Consider the following 18,056-nt stretch of genomic DNA (forward strand, 5'->3'; position numbering starts at 1 on the left):
ACGAATCCTGCAATGTATGTTGCCAAAGCTGATTTTCTATAACTAAAATCAGCGCAACTTTTACAGGATACATACTTTTATCCGCCACTTCCAATAAATACATCAATTTGCCACATAAGTAATATTGCAGCCTATATCTTCAAATTGCATTTTTCTTATGTTTCCTATCTTTGAAGCGATTCACCAAATTGGCAGGAATAATCCATCGTATTTACAGTAAAAAATGTATAGCCATTAAGCACCTGTGGTTTGTACCAACTGACGATGCTGGGAATCTATTCGTATATCTATTTTTCAAACACTTACACTTATTTATTCAACCTATTACACGCTATGTTAATTACATCTGTTAAAAATGCTATAATTTATGAAATTCTTACAGAGAAAGATTATGAGGGAACGGTATTATGTGCAGCCTCTACTTTTGTTGCCGGGGAACCCATGGTCACTGTACTGGATATTGCCAAGAAAGATTTTCTGTATTTCTCAGAGATTTTTGTAAGAAAAGCCATTGCAGATGGTCTTTCAGTGATTGCGAAAGATGCTGTAACGGGCCAAGTAGTAGGTTGTATGATCAGCGAGGATTTTGTAACAGACCCTCCACAAGGCATTGAATTAGTAGCGCCAAGTCTGGGTCCTATTTTTCACATGCTGGGTACGCTGGACGAACGCTATAAAGAACATCATTCCGTAAAACAGGGCGAAATCTACCATCAGTTTATGCTGGGAGTGTTAAGTACCTATGCTGGTAAAGGCATTGGGCACCGGTTAACCATAGAGTCGGAGCGGCTGGCCAAAGCTAAAAGGTACAAAGCCATTATGTGTGAAGTTACCGGACCTGTATCTCAGCATATATTCTTAAACCAATTAGGCTACAAAGAAGTAGATGCTATTGCTTACCACGATTTTGTTTACGAAGGCCAACATATATTCAAGCATATTACTGCCTGCGAAAGTTGCAAGTTAATTTATAAGGCTATATGAAACCTTCTGTAAAAAAGAACCAGGCAGAGCCAATCTCTTCTACTAAAGACACTCCCGGTGAACTACCCGAGTCGTTGCACCTACAATTAGGTGCTGAAGAGATGAGGCGCCTGGGCTATCAGGTAATAGACATGCTGGTCACTCATTTTGAAGATATTAAAGACAAGCCCGTTGCTACCAGAGCTAGCAGGCAAGATATGGAAGAAATGCTCCGCGAATCTTTGCCTGAATCGCCCAACAATCAGATGCAGGTATTAAGGCAACTGGAAAATGGCGTTTTCTCAACTATGATGCATCTGGACCATCCCAGATTTTTTGCCTGGGTACCAAGCCCTAGTAATTATGTGAGTGTCATGGGCGATTTGCTTGCTTCGGGATTCAATGTATTTTCCGGTTTATGGATGACTTCTGCCGGGCCATCGCAACTGGAGCTGATTACCATTGACTGGTTAAAAGAGTTATTACATTATCCGGCTTCAGGGAGTGGTTTATTTGTGAGTGGCGGTTCTATGGCTAATCTTACAGGGTTAACCATTGCAGCGTCTGTAAAATTGGGTGGCCGCCGGGATAAAGGCGTCCTGTACTGCTCAGATCAAACCCATTCTTCGGTTGAAAAAGCCGTTAGAGTGTTGGGTTTTCACCCGGACCAATTACGGAAATTACCCGCTGATACCACCCTCAGGCTTTCGGTGAAGGATTTGCAGGAAGCCATAAAGGCAGACAAAAAAGCAGGAAAAATTCCTTTTTGTGTCATTGCCAATGCCGGCACAACCAATACAGGCACAGTAGATCCGATTGAAGAAATATATATGCTCTGCCAGGAGGAGGGAGGCTTATGGCTGCATGTAGATGGAGCCTATGGAGCAGCCGGCATGCTTAGCCAGCAAGGGCAACGTTTATTAAAAGGATTGTCTTACGCCGATTCATTGTCGGTTGATCCGCATAAATGGCTTTTTCAGCCCTATGAAATTGGTTGCTTGCTGGTAAAGAATCCTAAATGGCTTAACGATACCTTCCATATTTTGCCTGAATATTTGAAAGATACACAGCCAAGCACGGAAGAGGTAGATTTTTCTAATAGAGGTATTCAACTGACTCGTGGGTTCCGCGCGTTAAAACTCTGGATGTCACTAAAAGTTTTTGGTGCAGAAGCTTTCAGAAAAGCCGTAACCAGAGGCATTGAACTTGCCGAAATTGTACAGGATGAGTTGAGTAAATTGCCTAACTGGCAGATTGTAACGCCTCCGCAACTGGCTGTGCTCACTTTCCGCTATCTGCCCGATCAAGCGGCGGCTTCCGAAATAAACCGGTTTAATAAAGAGATTGTAGAGCGAATGATCGCCAGACAATATGCCATGATTGCGTCTACCGAGCTGGAAGGACAGGTAGTCATCAGAATGTGTACCATCAATCCACGGGCAACCAGAGAGGACATCCATACTACGGTTCAACAACTGACCCAAGTAGCCCGGCGGCTGGAAAAAAGTAACAAATGGACTAGGTCTGTCTATAGTTATGCCTAGAGCAGTTCCCAGCCACGCATAAAAAAAGCCTGTGTAAACAGGCTTTTTTTATGCGTGGCTATCAATAATTAGTCCTTTTTTGCAAGCCAGATATATGCTTGTTCCAGGGAAGTGAATTTTTCTACCTTCATCATTGCCAGGAATTTTTCGCCTAAAGATATTTTTAAAGAAAATTCGCCGAAAGCACTCTTAGGTAGATTTACAGCTAATTTTTGTATACCTGCTTCAGCTAACTGCCCGCTCCATACATCATTAGACCATTTAGCAGCTTGCACAGATCCGCCTTGAAAAGCCGTTACATCGGCTATGATGTTTTTTGCTTTATGTTTTTTACAAAGATTTAAGATCTTTTCGAATGCAGTATAGGCATCCTGGTCTTTAACATGACCAATCCATTTGTATTCGACCACTTGATGCTGGGCATTGTATTTTGCTTCAACATAGGGAGCTATAAAACTTGTAGCTGTTTCTTGTACGTTTTCTTTCACAATAACTGACATAACTGAAATGTATTTTAAATAATGTTCAAATGTAAAAGATTATACACCGATTGTAAGATGTTTTTATGCCAGTTCTTTTTGTGTGTAATAATTTGTACCAATAGGCTGAGGCTACGCACAATAGATAAAAAAATAAATTGATTTATAATGAGTTAGCCTAGTTGAGGTTTTTTGTTGATTACTCAGAAACAGCCAAAGCGGTTAGAAAATATGCTTCTTTGCCAGTCATGCTGCTGATTTCTAACATACCATAATAAAGGTTGGATAGGTTTACGATTGGCTAGGAAACAGCTCTGTAAGGTCCCAAGTGATAGTACTCTCTCAGATGGTGCAACGAAAGCAGATAACAGGGAGATATACAATAAAAAAGCCTCAGATAATGAATCCAAGGCTTTTATTTGTAGTAAGTGTGGGAGCTGAGGGATTCGAACCCCCGACCCTCTGCTTGTAAGGCAGATGCTCTGAACCGGCTGAGCTAAGCTCCCTTTTGAAAAAGGTGATGCAAATGTATAGGTATTTCTTATGAATGCAAAAAAATGGCCGTGATTTTTGTAAAAAAAATCTGAAAATTTTACTGACGCCATCAGCCTTATTTTAAAAGAAAGGACGAGTTTTTGAGTTAATTTGATACTCAGGTGTTTATCTTTGATCAGCTGTAGTTCTCTGATGGTATATAGAAAATTTTACGTATTTTGTGTGTAAAGCCGTATTAGAGAAAATGGTTGAAAACATAACAGCAGTTTACCAGCCTGTAGCTACATTAATCAAAGCCCAAACGTTAGAAATGTAAACCGGGCAGATGGGAAATTTATATCTGAAGCCTGAAATTTTAATCAATTCCCTGCATTTTTACGTTGTAATTAAAATAACCGGTGTCTCAATTACATATACTCTCTTTGAAGAAAGCAATTATTTACATCAGTGGATCTATCTTGCTACTGCTTACAGCAGCAACAACCATTGTGTATATATATCAGGATGAGATTATTAAGCTATTTGTACGGGAGTTAAACAAGAATTTGCAGGTAAAGGTAGATGTACAAAAAATAGACCTTTCACTGTTTGATAAGTTCCCGCAGGTAGCCCTTAGCTTTCATCACCTAAAAATTCACGGGGCTTTGCCTGAACACGAACAGCCATTAGCCTACGCAGAAAAGTTGTCTCTCACGTTCGACTTCTGGAATATTTTCAGGTCAACTTACAAGATTAATGAAGTATTTCTGGAAAAAGCAGACGTGCAGATTTATGTAAATGAAAAAGGGGAAGAAAATTACCAGATATTCAAAAAAGCTGAACGTACAGACACTTCCGGATCCGGTAGCCAGGTAAACTTCGGGTTGGAAGAAATACATCTGGAAGGTGTGCAGGTAACCTACACCGACCGGAAGAATAAAGGAATCTATGATTTGTTTGCCGATAACGTACAGGCAAGCCTGGAGATGGAAGATAAAAATCTGTTGATTGGGTTAAAAGGAGGGGTGCATAGCAAATATATTCAAGTAGATAAGTATAAGTATTTTACCGATAAACAACTGCTGGTCGCCAGTAATCTGATATATAATCTGGAAAAAGATAACCTGACTATTAAACCTTCAGAGTTGCAAGTGAAGCAATCTGAGTTTTTGATAGAAGGCAGTTTTGAGAATCATTCCGATGGCCTGATTAACCTGAGCATTCAAGGAAAAGATACAGATGTACAAACCCTGGTTTCCCTCTTACCTACCCAATATGCGGATAACCTAAGTGTATACCGGAGTAAAGGCAAGGTATATTTCGACGGCCAGGTAAAAGGGGCTACTTTCAATGGAGGAATTCCTTTAATTTCGGTAAACTTTGGCTGCGAGAATGCTACCTTTTATCAAACCGATATTGACAAGCAAGTTACCAACGCCTTTCTGACCGGAAGCTTTACCAACGGAAATAAACATAACCGGGCTACCTCTGTATTGAAACTAAACAATATTAAAGGTAACCTGGGCACCAATCCTTTTCAGGGAAATCTTATTTTTACCAACTTCGACGATCCATATCTCAAATTTGATATAAAAGGCGAACTGGATGTAGCTTCCCTATTTGCTTTTTATCCATTACCCGGACTTTCCTCGGCTGGCGGTATTTTAGCAGCAAATATTGATTTTGAAGGAAAATTAACCGACTTGCGCTCCAGATCCATAAACCGGTTTGTGCGGACTTCCGGAGAGATAGATATCCAAAATCTGCAGTTTGCCTTAAAAAATAAACCTTTGCAATTTCAGTCTGTGCAAGGCCATTTTGTTTTCGACAAAACAGATTTACAGGTAAAAGATCTGCGGGGTAGCGTAGCCAGCTCTGATTTCCGGCTTAATGGCTATTTCCGCAATATTATGGCCTACTTATTTCTGAGAGATCAAAACCTGGCCATTGAGGCAGAATTTTCCTCTGGCTTACTGGATTTTGATGAGTTGCTAGCGGCCAGTGCTGTTTCGTCGGATGGCAAGGCTACAGCTTATCTGGTAAACGAGTCAAGTGACGAAGCATACCAGTTTGCTATTTCGCCTCGCTTGTCTATGAGTTTAACGTGTGCGGTAGATCATGTAAAGTTCAGGCGTTTCCAGGCAAGCGCTATTAAAGGAAATCTACTGGTAAATAATTCGGTAGCCAGCAGTGAGAACATTCAACTTTCGGTAGCCAACGGGCAGATGCGTGTACAGGGAAATGTAGATGCCCGGCAACCAGAGAAAATTGCGGTGGCTTGTGCGGCTGATTTTCAGCAATTAGCCATAGATAGTGTTTTCTATATGTTCGAAAACTTTAACCAGGATTTTATTCTTGACAGGCATTTGCGGGGTAAGGTAACAGCGCAAGTACAAACGTCTATGCTCTTCGACAGTAAACTCAATATGGATGTACCTGCATTAACAGCCGATGTAACAGCTAATGTAGTAAACGGGGGATTATTAAATTTTGAGCCGATGCAGAAACTTTCCAGATTTATTAAACGCCAGGACCTGGAAAATATGCAGTTTTCAGAAATGGAGAACACCATCCGTATTGCAAACAGTACCGTATTTATTCCTGAAATGGAAATCCGTTCCAATGTTTCTAACTTATCGGTTAGAGGAACCCATACCTTTGACCAGGTGATGGATTATAAGTTAAAAATTCCAGTGTACAACTTTATGGGTAAACGTGCCAGGGAGGTAGCTAATGAAAACAGTTCCAACCTGTTTTTAAAAGTATATGGCACCTCAGATGAGTATAAAATTGAATATGATAATGAAGCAGTAAAAGAAAAAATTCAACAAGACTGGAAACAGGAAAAACAGGAGTTTAAAAATATGCTGAAGGGCAAACGGGCAGAGGAAAACCAGACGACACAGCCATCCAAAAAGAAAGCAGCAGAAGAAGAAAAGGAGGAAGAGTTTTTTGATTTTTAGTACAGCCGTTCATATAGCTGCATGCAACTTTCAATCATGAATAAAGTTTAATTAGTAAGATTTATTTCTCTTCATTTTTTGATAGTTATTTCTATATGGACATACAAGGACTTTTCACCACTGAAGCCATCATCAGCTTGCTTACGCTATCTCTGCTGGAGATAGTATTAGGCATTGATAATATTATATTTATCTCTATTATCTCTGACAGATTGCCTAAAGAGCAGCAGAAAAAAGCCAGAACGGTGGGCATTCTGCTGGCATTGATTGTACGGATCGGACTACTGTTTGGTATTTCCTGGATCGTCAGCTTGAAAGAACCTCTGTTTTATGTATTCAAAAATGGGTTTAGCGGCCGGGATATTATATTATTTCTGGGTGGATTATTCCTGCTTGGTAAAAGCACCACCGAGATTCACCATAAACTGGAGGGCGATGAAGAAGGCACATCAGCCAAAAAAGCTACCAGTCTGCGTTCAGCTATTATTCAGATCATCCTGCTCGACATTGTATTTTCGTTTGACTCTATCCTTACGGCTGTTGGCCTGGTAGACAATGTGCTGATTATGATTATTGCTGTAATAATTGCTTTAGGTGTTATGCTTGCTTTTGCTACGCCTATCAGTACATTCGTAAATACACACCCTTCCATAAAGATGCTGGCACTGTCCTTCCTGATCATGATTGGATTGTTGCTGGTAGCAGAAGCCTTTCATGTGCATGTACCGAAAGGATACGTATATTTTGCTATGGCTTTCTCGTTTGGGGTAGAATTATTGAATCTAAAGCTGGACAAAAAGAAGGACAACGCTGTTAAATTGCGGGGTGGTTTAAATGAGCAGTATATTCCGGATGCAGATACATTGGAAAATAAACCGGGGAAAGATACAAATAGCCCGGTTATGGAGAAAAAATAAACGTGTCTTGAGATATAAAAGTAAGAATACAACCCTGGTTAAGTTTTAAAACCTAACCAGGGTTATTTGAAAAGTAGCGGTATCTTACAAATCTTCTGCTCCTGTTCCGGAAGCCCCCAGGTCTGTTTGACCTATATCCAGGTTACCAGTGTCGCCTGTTAAATTTGAATCAGGCTCAGTGATACTTGCATTCCCTTTCTCATCTTTTGCTTTGTTGGCAATTTCCTCTTCTTGGGCTTTGCCAGTTGTCTCTTTTTCGCGTTTCCGGTTACTTGCCTGTGGTTCTACCTGATCTTGGGTGCTGGTTTTCTCCTTTCCACTGCCTCCTGCTGAATCTGACTGAGAGGCGAAAAGGCAGCCAGGTTCTATGTCTGGCTGTATGTTTCTGCCGAAAAGCTTCTTGGTAAGTAGTTCTATCTGTGTTAGGTTCATATAACGTAGGTTTAATTCAACTCTGTTTTTTAATAAGCTTGCGCTTACCGCTAACGTAGGCACATTAAATAAACACATACGGAATTTATCAATTAATGATAGGGGTACCTTAAAACCCTTTTTCCAGAAATAGTTAAGGATTCATACATTTCTTTATAACTAACTATGCAACATTAGAAAAATCAAGCATCACCACAGAATATTTATATTTAGTACTTATTTAAGATATTATCTGAAAAAATGTTCAGTATTTTGAATATTTCCTAGAAATTTGCCGTTTCTGGCTTAGGTTGGTCTAGTAGAGCAGTTTATTAATATTTGCTGGCAGGCAAGGTGATGATTTTTTATTATGCATGTAAATCTAAAACGAAGGATTGCAGTTAATTCTTTATTTTTTTTGAGTGGCTTGTGCTTTTCCAGCTGGGCTTCCAGAATACCAGACATTAAAGTAAAATTAGGCTTAAGCGAAGGTGAATTAGGGGCCCTATTGTTAAGCAAACCTGTTGGTTCGCTTGTGGCCATGCCTGTAGCCGGATGGCTGGTTACTAAATTTGGAAGCCGTTCCATTGGTATATTGGCGGCATTTGTATATCCAGTTGTATTATTAGCTATGGGTTGGGCCTCTTCTTTTTGGGCGCTGGCACTGGCCTTGGCCGCTTTCGGCATGTGTGGCAATATGTATAATATTTCGGTTAATACACAAGCTATTGGAATAGAGCAGCTATATGGCAAAACTATTATGGCCTCTTTTCATGGGGTGTGGAGTCTGGCAGGTTTTACGGGTGGTATGCTGGGTGCATTAATGATCGGGCTGGATATCAAGCCTGAGTTGCATTTTTTGATGGTAGCTATGCTGGCGTTTGGTGTAGTGCTTATTGCTTCCAGGTTTATGCTTACGCAAGATGCCCGCAAAAATTCAGGTAGTATGACATTCCGGGATGTAGACCCATGGTTATTGCGGATTGGGCTAATAGCCTTTTGTGGTATGCTATGCGAAGGTTGTATGTTCGATTGGAGTGGCGTTTATTTCCAAAAAGTAGTTAAAGCAGATTCAGGTTTGGTAGCTGCCGGATATATTGCTTTTATGAGTACCATGGCCCTGGGCCGCTTTGTTTCCGACCGCCTTACTGACCGGATGGGAGCTGTAAAAACGTATCAGGTAAGCAGTATATTAATTTGTGCAGGTTTGTTAATCGCCGTTATTTTGCCAAACCTGGTTACGGCTATTGCAGGTTTTCTGTTGGTTGGTTTTGGTACTTCATCTGTTATTCCATTATCATATAGCCGGGCGGGGAGGGGTAGTAATTTATCTCCCGGTATTGCTATTGCCATCGTAGCAAGTATTGGCTATTTTGGATTTTTAATAGGGCCTCCCTTTATCGGATTTATTGCAGAAACGTTTAATCTGCGTGTTTCTTTTGCATGTATTGCGTTGGTTGGAGCTACTATTGGTTTACTGGCTACAAAAAGCTTTACTCCCCAATTACAACCTCAGCTGCAGGTAAAATAAAAGAGGCCTACAGTATGATGTAGGCCTCTTTTATTCTAATCAAACAACCCTTTCGTTTTCTCAATAGGCGTAACTACTCCCAAATGCTTGTAGGCTAACTCGGTAGCTTCTCGTCCACGGGATGTCCGTTTGATGTAGCCTTCCTGGATCAGGAATGGTTCATATACTTCTTCTATCGTTTCTGCTTCTTCTCCACAGGCAGTAGCAATGGTAGATAAACCTACCGGGCCACCTTTAAATTTATCTATAATAGTGGAAAGAATCCGGTTATCCATTTCATCCAGTCCATCTTTGTCTACATCCAGTGCATTCAAGGCCATTTCAGCAATATCCATGGTAATAGTACCAGTACCTCTTACCTGGGCAAAGTCACGCGTACGGCGAAGCAGGTTATTGGCAATACGTGGCGTACCCCGGCTCCGGCGGGCTATTTCAAAAGCTGCATCATCTACGATAGGGGTCTCCAGCAAATTAGCAGACCGTTTTATAATAGAAGAAAGCAATTTGGAATCGTAATATTCCAGGCGGGCGTTAATGCTGAACCTGGCACGCAAGGGGGCAGTTAGTAAGCCGGCCCGGGTAGTTGCCCCGATTAAAGTAAACGGATTTAACCCGATTTGTACCGTACGGGCATTTGGCCCGGCATCCAGCATAATGTCAATCTTGTAATCTTCCATAGCCGAATACAGATACTCTTCCACAATAGGATTCAGCCGGTGGATTTCATCAATGAACAACACATCATGGGCTTCCAGGTTGGTAAGTAAGCCAGCCAGGTCACTAGGTTTGTCTAGTACAGGGCCTGAGGTCATTTTTATACCAGTATTAAGTTCATTAGCAATAATATGCGAAAGGGTAGTTTTTCCCAGACCGGGAGGGCCATGTAGTAATACATGATCTAAGGCTTCTTTCCGTTGGCGGGCAGCCGTTACAAAGACTTTCAGGTTATTTACCACTTTGTCTTGTCCGGCGAAATCTTCAAAGCTCAACGGACGCAGGGCTTTTTCAATCTCCTTTTCCGCACTTGACATATGGTCTGAGGAACCTTTCAAATATTCTTCACGCATAAGTTGGGTGTTAGTAAAAATGTTGGGTAGAATAAATTATTTACAGGATTTTTTCTTAGAAAAATACATATCCTTGCTGTTTTATAAAGTGTATTTTTGCTTTATTAATTCCTCCTGCTCAACGTATAATAAGATACTAATTTACACAGAAAAGTGCATATTTTTAGCTAAAAATCAACAAATTATTTAAAAAGAAATGCATTTATTTAGGCTTCTGAACGCTTAGCAGTATATTTGCATGTATGAACAAAAATGGTATTAAAAATGCAATTTATGGTCTGGTATTACTAATAACCATGTATGGTGTATACCGGTACCGGGAGGCTAAAAAAGAACCTGCTACCGGGAACGACACAGGTATTGTCCAGACAAGTTTTAGTGGTCTTACCATGGGTTCTACGTATGCGATCAAGTATACGAGTTTGCCTCAGAAAGCCATTAACTATCAGGCCGAAATAGACTCTATCCTCGAAAAATTCAATGAGTCTTTATCTACTTACCGGCCCGATTCTGAAATCAGCCGGTTTAACAATGGGCATGCTGTGGCATTCCGTTTACCTTTTTTTTATCCGGTCTTGAAGAAATCACAGGAAGTATACCAGGCTTCCGGCGGCGCTTTTGACCCTACCGTGGGGCCACTAGTGAATGCCTGGGGGTTTGGTACAGGTAAAGAACGGAAAGCTCCCAGCCAGGCCCGTATAGATTCACTCAAAGAGGTGATAGGTTTTGATAAAATTACTTTTGACGAGCAATCTGTGCAAAAAGCTAAAGAAGGAGTATATATAGATTTTAATGCGATTGCACCAGGGTATGCAGCAGATGTAATAGGCCAGTTTCTGGAAAGCAAAGGCATACAAGATTATATGATTGAAGTAGGAGGGGAGGTATTATGCAAAGGTAAAAATAAGGAAGGCAAATATTGGACTATTGGTATAAATAACCCGGAGTATGAGCAAAAAGGAGGCGATGTATTGCAGGCTATTGTGCAGTTAGATAATAAAGCTTTGGCTACTTCCGGAAATTACCGCAACTATTACGAGCAAGATGGTAAAAAATATGCCCATACCATAGACCCGAAAACTGGCTATCCGGTACAGCATTCTTTATTGAGTGTAACGGTGTTTGCTAAAGATTGTATTACAGCTGATGCTTATGCTACGGTATTTATGGTGTTAGGCCGCGAAAAAGCAATGGAGTTTCTGGACAAAGATGATGAATTAGATGCTTTTTTCGTATATGCTGACCCTCAGGGAAACTTGCAAACCTTTACTACAGAAGGCATAAAACCCTATATTGAGCCCATCCAATAGAAATAGATTATTGCGGAAACGAAACTTTGCCCATATAAACACTAGGCACACCTCTGGACTGTAAAGCAATACTTTCGCCAGCTACACTTTCATTCGCTAATATAGCAAATAATACCGCTTCTTTGGCATCCGGAGACACTGCTAGGGCAGACGTATCTTTAAATACATAGCCAGGCAATAATGTCTGTAGCATCTGCATAATAACAGGGTTATGCATCCCTCCGCCGCTGGCATATAATATTGGCTTAGTGTTGGTAAAGCAACTATGGATAGCATTGGCTATCCCTTCGGCCGTAAATCTGGCTAATGTGGCCATTATATCTTGTGGCGGTACCTGCTGGGAGTCCGACTGCTGCTGGGCTGTTTTAACATAATCCATATTAAATAACTCCGGCCCAGTAGTTTTAGGAAACGAAGCCTTAAAAAAGGGATTATCCTGTAAAGCAGCCAGTAAGCCAGTATGTACTTTGCCAGAAGCTGCTATGGTGCCATTTTCATCGTAGGGTTTATTGAAATGCAACCTGGTAAAAGCATCCAGTAAGGTATTGCCAGTGCCCACATCTGTAGAAAACATCCGGCTAGCATCCAAATCTCCGGGCAAGTAGGTGAAGTTAGCTATGCCTCCCATGTTCAGCATAATACGGTCTTCGCCTTTTTTGGAGAATAAAATATAATCGCCGTATACGGCTAGGGGAGCCCCTTCGCCACCTGCTGCTATATGCTTCTGCCGGAAATCGCTAAAGGTGATAATGCCTGTTTTTACGGCTATATGGTCGCCGTCGCCAATTTGCAGGGTAGCATTGGGAAATTGTGCCAGGTTATGCAAATGCTTTGGCGCATGATAAATAGTTTGTCCGTGGCTGGCAATTAAATCAACTTGTTCTGGGGCTACGTTCCATTTTTTCAGGCAATCCTGAATCATCGAGGCATGTAAGCTACCTATCCAGGCATTAAGCAGGCAAAGCCTTTGTATATCACCTATTTTAGTGGAAAATACTGGCCGGATCTCATTTTTAATATCTTCTGTATAAGGCACTGTTTCAAACTCCACTACTTGTAGCTCTGTGAAAAGCCCACTTCCGGTAAAGCGGCACAAAGCTACATCTAACCCATCCAATGATGTACCCGACATAAGACCGATAATCAGGCGTTGCTGTTTTTGGGCAATTTCGTATAAGCGGTGTATGTTTGGGTTCATAAAATTATTGGTTATTGAATAATTAAAATCAGTCTGCAATATAAAGTGTTCCTATTTTGCAGCAACTATATTTTTATTGCCCGCTGTGTTCACTGAAAGAAACAGAAACACGGCCACAAAATAAGATATATGTATTTCAGCAAAAAGCTTTAATACATACCTTGTTTTGTAGCCGTGCAAAGAATGAGTAGGAATTATTTCGCTAAGCTTTTAATGTATTTCAAGCTTACAGGAATTTGCTCAATGGCATTGGGATGCTCGTCTTCAATAAAGTAATATTTTACACCCAGGCGTTGTGCTTCTGGCAGCAAAGTTTTATAATCTATCTGGCCGGTTCCGATTGGCACATTCCATTCGTCGGGCGAGTGGCCAGTCAGATCGCCTTTTACCCCTTTTTTCATGTCCTTCAGGTGCATCATGGAGAAACGGTTCGGATATTTTCTAAGCAGTTTTAGTGGGTCTTGTCCGGGATGGGCCACCCAATATACATCCATTTCATAGGATACGTACTCCGGATTGGTATTTTTTACCAGATAATCGAACAAGGTGCCATTTTCATAGGGGCGGAACTCATAGCCATGGGTATGGTAGCAGAATTGAATGCCGTTGGCTTTTAATTTCTCTCCCCATTTATTAAAATCCTGTGCGGCTTTTTTGGTATCCTCTATCGTAAAATCATCTCCTTTATGAGGAATCCAGGCACACATGACATACTTGGCTCCCATGGCTTTAGCATCTTTAATTACTCCTTCAATATCTTCATTATATCGTTCGTAACCAAATCCCATACTGGCCATTTCCAGTCCATATTTTTCCAATAAAGCTTTATATTCTTCTTGCGATAGTTTATAGGTACCTCCTCCTTCAATCTGCCTGATACCCATTTCTTTAATTTTTGCCAGCGTACCTTCCACATCTTTAGGGAACTCATGACGAAGGCTATACAACTGTAGGCCAACTTCCTGGGTAAAAGTGCCTTTTTTCTGTGCCACTGCAGGGAGGGCGGCCAGACTAATAATAAATGAACAGATAAGCAGTTTGTAATACGAATACTTGTTTGCTACCATAAAATGTTTCATAAAAAGGAAAATGACAGGTTAGGTTCGTTAAAAAGTGAAAGTATACTTGCTGGCTAATTTACCAGGAAGACAAACCAGGTACTAATATAGGAAATTAATTTATCAAAGAAATTTTTGCAGGTTTCTATGAAACTATTTGTAACGAATTTAAAAACTTGCTTTAAAAATCACCATAATATACCTGCAAACACAAAAGACCTATTTCTTTACGCCACATATCCACAACCTGGTTGCGGTCGTCGAGTACAAAGTCTATGTGATACATGCCTTTAATATGCCTTTCATAGAGTTCTTTTTTAATAATGGAGTCTTTCCGCATATCACTTTCGCTGCGCATATGTAAAACATCATAAGGGATCTGGTGGGCACCAAGCCAGTTGAGGGTTTGCACCCGGTGTGAGGCCGATCTGCCAGAAAGTAAAATAATGGTATAGCCCATTGTTTTGTAATGTCTCACAATATTTACCACTGGGTCATTAATGAGATCGCGTTCGCATCTGGATGCATCGAACGGATTGCGGTTATGAATAAGAGCTAAGGTACCATCAATATCACAAATGATGGCTTTAGGCAAACTTGCGTCCTGTGCTGTATAAAATGGCATCCGCCCGATAGGGTCTACATACCGGCTATGAATCGCACGTATAGCTTTTTCGCCTACTGGAGCAGGCCGTTTAGCATCCCGTTCGATAGATTCTTCCAGAGAGGAGGTAAATTCTTTCACTTCTACTTTAATCTGCCTCTCTGCTTCCCGGGCATATGCAGCAACTATTTCGCGGATACGGATTTCGTGTTTGGGGTCCATATTTGTGTCGTCTACTATCACATGCTTGCCCTCTTTTAATGCCTCAATAATAAGCCAATCGCGTATTTTCAACACAAATGCCTCATTTCCTTTGCTGTGATACGAATTGTCAAGCATGGCCCGCAGGTCGTCTTTGTTGATCCGCTTGTACATGCCTGGATGCTCGTCTACCATTTTTTTAGCCCAGGTAGATTTTCCACTGGCTGGCAGGCCTTTAAGTATAGTTACGGTTAGCATGGGTATTAGTCATTGGTCAATAAGCAATATCACTGATCGGGATCTGTTTTAAAAGGTTTTTCGTGTCTGGGCTTAATAAGTTTCCAGATACTATAGCTATAGTCGCGGCCATCGAGCATGGCAAAGAGAATAGAAGGATACCGGCAAGTAAGGAAATACAGAGCCGTAGTTTTTCTGTCCTCCAAAACCTTAAACTCCTGTTTACACTGATCCTCTATAGTTTGGTAAGCGGCAAGTAATTGTTGGCTTGTCTGTTTTACCCACGTGTAAAATTCGTCGGGTACCCGTTCCAGAATAGCATCTAGTGGCGTATTGTTTTTCAGCATTTCCCAGATCAGCTGGTTAGAAACGCCTGTTAAAATGCGGTGCAGACGTACATATTCATCAAATTTTACTTTTACCCGGAAGCCACTTTCGAACTTAAGAACAAACCCTTCCCGGTTATCTTCTGCTAATTTCTTCAAGAGGCCGAGATCATGCAAACCATCATACCGTTTTACCAACGGAAAACCTATTTCTTTCAATGCCAGATCCTGTCCTGTTTTTGTATCGATAACAGCCAGTAACACTAATTCTTCTAAGGCTCCATAATCTACCACAATCCGGTTTTGGGGGTAGATGATTTCAAACAGATACGTTTTGCCTTGTTCCAATAATGGTATAGACTTGGCATATTTCATATGCAGCATTGCCGTAGCTTTCCGGGCCTGTTCACTGTCGAATGAGCCTCTGCTGGCCATATAGGGTATGCCGGCAATCCAGTACAGAATACCCAGCGAACCATCCATTTTTTCATACACTTCAAACGGCTCATTGGGAATTTCATGAGGCAGGTGTTCTTCCAGATTGAAAAACTTCCGGAAGGGACGGGCCTTTATCTCACCGCTTGCATTTAAAATTAGTCCGTGGCACTGTAACGTAAGGTCATCCCAAAGTTTTTCAAATTGTGCTTTGGGTGTGTAATTGTAAATATATAGTTCTTCGGTAGGGTGCCTTTGTACAGAAATATATTTCTGCTCTATCCGGAGGGCTAGTTCTGATAAAGATACATGCATGGATAGTAAATACGAGTAAAATTGGTTGGTGCGTTTAGGGTATTTCGGTTAGTTAGCTAAAGCTAAGCGAAAATTTATATTTCATCCTGTAATAGCTATACATTTGTCGAGAATATTTTGAATACATACTAAAAAAGAGTAGTTTTAATTTTTGTACCATTCTACCTTTACCTCTTTTTATGCAAGCAAGAACGTATGTTCAACTGGCACTGATGATGTTTCTTCAGTATTTTATCTGGGGCTCGTGGTATGTAACAATGGGTACTTATCTGGGCACTACTCTCAAGTTCAGTGGTCCGGAAATAGGCCTGGCATATACCACTATATCTATAGCAGCCATTGTATCTCCTTTTTTTGTGGGGCTTGTAGCTGACAGGTTTTTTGCCACACAAAAAGTGCTGGGTACCTTGCACCTGATGGGCGCCCTGCTGTTATATATTACCTCTCAGCTGGATACCTTTGGGCCTTTTTACATGGTACTACTGGCTTATACCATTTGCTTTATGCCTACGCTGGCATTAACCAATGCCATTGCCTTCCGGCAGATGCAGGACCCAGGTAAGCAGTTTGGCCCGATCAGGGTATTGGGCACTGTTGGGTGGATTGCCGTTGGATTAATAATTGGCACCATGAGTATTGAGGCTTCGGCACTAACTTTCCAGATCGCGGCTGCTTGTTCCCTGTTGCTTGGCATTTATAGTTTCTTCTTGCCCGATACGCCCCCCAAAGTATCTGGTCCAGTAACCGTACGCGATGTGCTGGGGCTCGATGCCATTGCCTTGTTTAAAGATCGGGCATTTACTACGGTATTTATAGCTTCTGTGCTCATATGTATTCCTCTGGCTTTCTATTATAGCTTTGCTAATCCATTCTTAAACGATGTGGGTCTGGAAAATGCCGCCGGTAAAATGACGCTGGGCCAGATGTCGGAATTAGGTTTTATGGTACTGCTGCCTTTCTTTTTAACCAGGCTCGGGGTAAAACGGATTATTTTGTTGGCGATGCTTTGCTGGGGAGCGCGGTACTTATTATTTGCTTATGGCGATAATGGCGCAAATGTATGGATGTTGTATGCAGGTATATTGCTACATGGTATCTGTTACGACTTCTTCTTTGTAACCGGACAAATTTTTGTAGACCGCAAAGCGCCTGCTCACCTGCGTAGTTCAGCGCAAGGAATGATCACGCTGGCTACCTATGGCGTAGGTATGTTAATAGGCTCCTGGCTGTCGGGCGAAATTGTAGGATTGTATACTTCCACCGGGGCTGATGGCGTACAAAATTTAAACTGGCAATCGATATGGCTGGTGCCGGCTATTGCATCTATCGTAGTTTTTGCTTTCTTTGCACTGTTATTTAAAGAAAAGGATGTGCCAAAACAGGTAGAAGTCCTCTCTTAATAATTCTTGAACCTTTTTTACCTTAAACCAATAAGAACCGGTACCGAAGACGCAGGCAACTGCGTCTTTTTTGTTTTTATATAGCCTGATGTAAAGAAAAGCTCACTTCCATAACTATTTGGCAAACCCATTGCTATCCGCCTGTGTATACGCATGCCGGAAATTTGCGATCCGGCAATAGTTTCTCAAATCAATCCACATGCTCACGCCTGCTACGAACAACTAATCTCCTATAGATACCACTGATGGAAATACTCCTGTAAAAGAAATTTATTCTGCGGAAATTTTAAATTTTACCCTGTTTTTCTCAGAGATTAGGTAACTGCAATTTTTAAGATAGTAGTAGATATGGATATTTTTTTTATGTACTATTTTTTCGTTTTTTTTGTATTTTAAAATTAAGTACTTTGCAATCCGGCTGAAACATAACAAGCCTAACCAACCACCTTCAACTAGATACTCTTTACCTTCAAAGAGTAGCAAATCTGATTTTTTTAAAGATACATCCACAACTAGTTAATCTGTGATCTTTTATCTTACTAATAAAATGTGTAAGCCTTCATAATATGTATTCGGAATACATATCAGACTAGGTTACTTCAACTAAGTATTTAAATTAACCC

14 protein-coding genes and 1 tRNA gene are annotated in these 18,056 nt (G+C 41.0%); 7 read left to right on the forward strand and 8 right to left on the reverse strand.

The window, feature by feature from the left end; genetic code table 11:
- Positions 1–333: 333 nt before the first annotated feature.
- Positions 334–984, forward strand: a complete 651-nt coding sequence (locus Q0590_RS13590; protein ID WP_302038096.1) for a GNAT family N-acetyltransferase — start codon at positions 334–336, stop codon at positions 982–984.
- A complete protein-coding gene (locus tag Q0590_RS13595; protein ID WP_302038097.1) occupies positions 981–2,507 on the forward strand; it encodes a pyridoxal phosphate-dependent decarboxylase family protein in 1,527 nt (508 codons plus the stop codon). Before Q0590_RS13590 ends, Q0590_RS13595 begins: the two co-directional genes overlap by 4 nt.
- Before the next feature lie 68 nt (positions 2,508–2,575).
- Here Q0590_RS13595 and Q0590_RS13600 read toward each other — a convergent pair whose 3' ends face one another.
- Both Q0590_RS13600 and Q0590_RS13605 read right to left on the reverse strand, forming a co-directional pair.
- Entirely contained in the window at positions 2,576–3,007 is a 432-nt protein-coding gene (locus tag Q0590_RS13600) for an STAS/SEC14 domain-containing protein (RefSeq protein WP_302038098.1), read from the reverse strand.
- Between the two features lie 410 nt (positions 3,008–3,417).
- Positions 3,418–3,492: transfer RNA gene (locus tag Q0590_RS13605), tRNA-Val, on the reverse strand.
- Positions 3,493–3,903: 411 nt separating this feature from the next.
- On the opposite strand from Q0590_RS13605, the gene Q0590_RS13610 reads away from it, so the two are divergent.
- Together Q0590_RS13610 and Q0590_RS13615 are read left to right on the forward strand one after the other, a co-directional pair.
- Positions 3,904–6,423 (forward strand): AsmA-like C-terminal region-containing protein, encoded by a 2,520-nt coding sequence (locus tag Q0590_RS13610; protein ID WP_302038099.1) that lies wholly within the window; start codon positions 3,904–3,906, stop codon positions 6,421–6,423.
- 95 nt (positions 6,424–6,518) lie between these two features.
- Positions 6,519–7,340 (forward strand): TerC family protein, encoded by an 822-nt coding sequence (locus Q0590_RS13615; protein ID WP_302038100.1) that lies wholly within the window; start codon positions 6,519–6,521, stop codon positions 7,338–7,340.
- Between the two features lie 84 nt (positions 7,341–7,424).
- Here Q0590_RS13615 and Q0590_RS13620 read toward each other — a convergent pair whose 3' ends face one another.
- The gene (locus Q0590_RS13620; protein WP_302038101.1) at positions 7,425–7,772 is read right to left on the reverse strand and encodes a hypothetical protein; all 348 of its coding nucleotides are present in this window, start codon (positions 7,770–7,772) and stop codon (positions 7,425–7,427) included.
- 349 nt (positions 7,773–8,121) lie between these two features.
- On the opposite strand from Q0590_RS13620, the gene Q0590_RS13625 reads away from it, so the two are divergent.
- Positions 8,122–9,282 (forward strand): MFS transporter, encoded by a 1,161-nt coding sequence (locus tag Q0590_RS13625; protein WP_302038102.1) that lies wholly within the window; start codon positions 8,122–8,124, stop codon positions 9,280–9,282.
- Positions 9,283–9,317: 35 nt separating this feature from the next.
- On the opposite strand, the gene ruvB is transcribed toward Q0590_RS13625, so the two are convergent.
- Entirely contained in the window at positions 9,318–10,349 is a 1,032-nt protein-coding gene (gene ruvB, locus Q0590_RS13630) for a Holliday junction branch migration DNA helicase RuvB (RefSeq protein ID WP_302038103.1), read from the reverse strand.
- A 242-nt stretch (positions 10,350–10,591) separates the two neighbouring features.
- Between ruvB and Q0590_RS13635 the strand changes: the two genes are divergently transcribed.
- Complete coding sequence (locus Q0590_RS13635) at positions 10,592–11,659, forward strand: FAD:protein FMN transferase (RefSeq protein ID WP_302038104.1); 1,068 nt, start codon at positions 10,592–10,594, stop codon at positions 11,657–11,659.
- A gap of 7 nt (positions 11,660–11,666) precedes the next feature.
- Here the strand turns inward: Q0590_RS13635 and Q0590_RS13640 are convergent, their stop codons facing one another.
- The 4 genes from Q0590_RS13640 to Q0590_RS13655 all read right to left on the reverse strand — a co-directional run bounded on the left by Q0590_RS13640 (position 11,667) and on the right by Q0590_RS13655 (position 16,033).
- Positions 11,667–12,857, reverse strand: coding sequence for an anhydro-N-acetylmuramic acid kinase (locus Q0590_RS13640; protein WP_302038105.1), 1,191 nt, complete (start codon positions 12,855–12,857; stop codon positions 11,667–11,669).
- 194 nt (positions 12,858–13,051) lie between these two features.
- Entirely contained in the window at positions 13,052–13,924 is an 873-nt protein-coding gene (locus Q0590_RS13645) for a sugar phosphate isomerase/epimerase family protein (RefSeq protein ID WP_302038106.1), read from the reverse strand.
- Positions 13,925–14,096: 172 nt separating this feature from the next.
- The gene (locus Q0590_RS13650) at positions 14,097–14,978 is read right to left on the reverse strand and encodes a phosphatase domain-containing protein (protein ID WP_302038107.1); all 882 of its coding nucleotides are present in this window, start codon (positions 14,976–14,978) and stop codon (positions 14,097–14,099) included.
- A gap of 29 nt (positions 14,979–15,007) precedes the next feature.
- Positions 15,008–16,033 carry an RNA ligase gene (locus Q0590_RS13655; RefSeq protein WP_302038108.1) on the reverse strand — a complete coding sequence of 342 codons (1,026 nt, stop codon included), beginning with the start codon at positions 16,031–16,033 and terminating at the stop codon, positions 15,008–15,010.
- Between the two features lie 179 nt (positions 16,034–16,212).
- Here Q0590_RS13655 and Q0590_RS13660 point away from each other — a divergent pair, with 179 nt between their 5' ends.
- The gene (locus Q0590_RS13660) at positions 16,213–17,433 is read left to right on the forward strand and encodes a nucleoside permease (RefSeq protein ID WP_302038109.1); all 1,221 of its coding nucleotides are present in this window, start codon (positions 16,213–16,215) and stop codon (positions 17,431–17,433) included.
- Positions 17,434–18,056: the final 623 nt, after the last annotated feature.

It is taken from the genome of Rhodocytophaga aerolata (genome assembly GCF_030503435.1).
In the GTDB taxonomy this organism is placed as follows: Bacteria; Bacteroidota; Bacteroidia; order Cytophagales; family 172606-1; genus Rhodocytophaga; species Rhodocytophaga aerolata.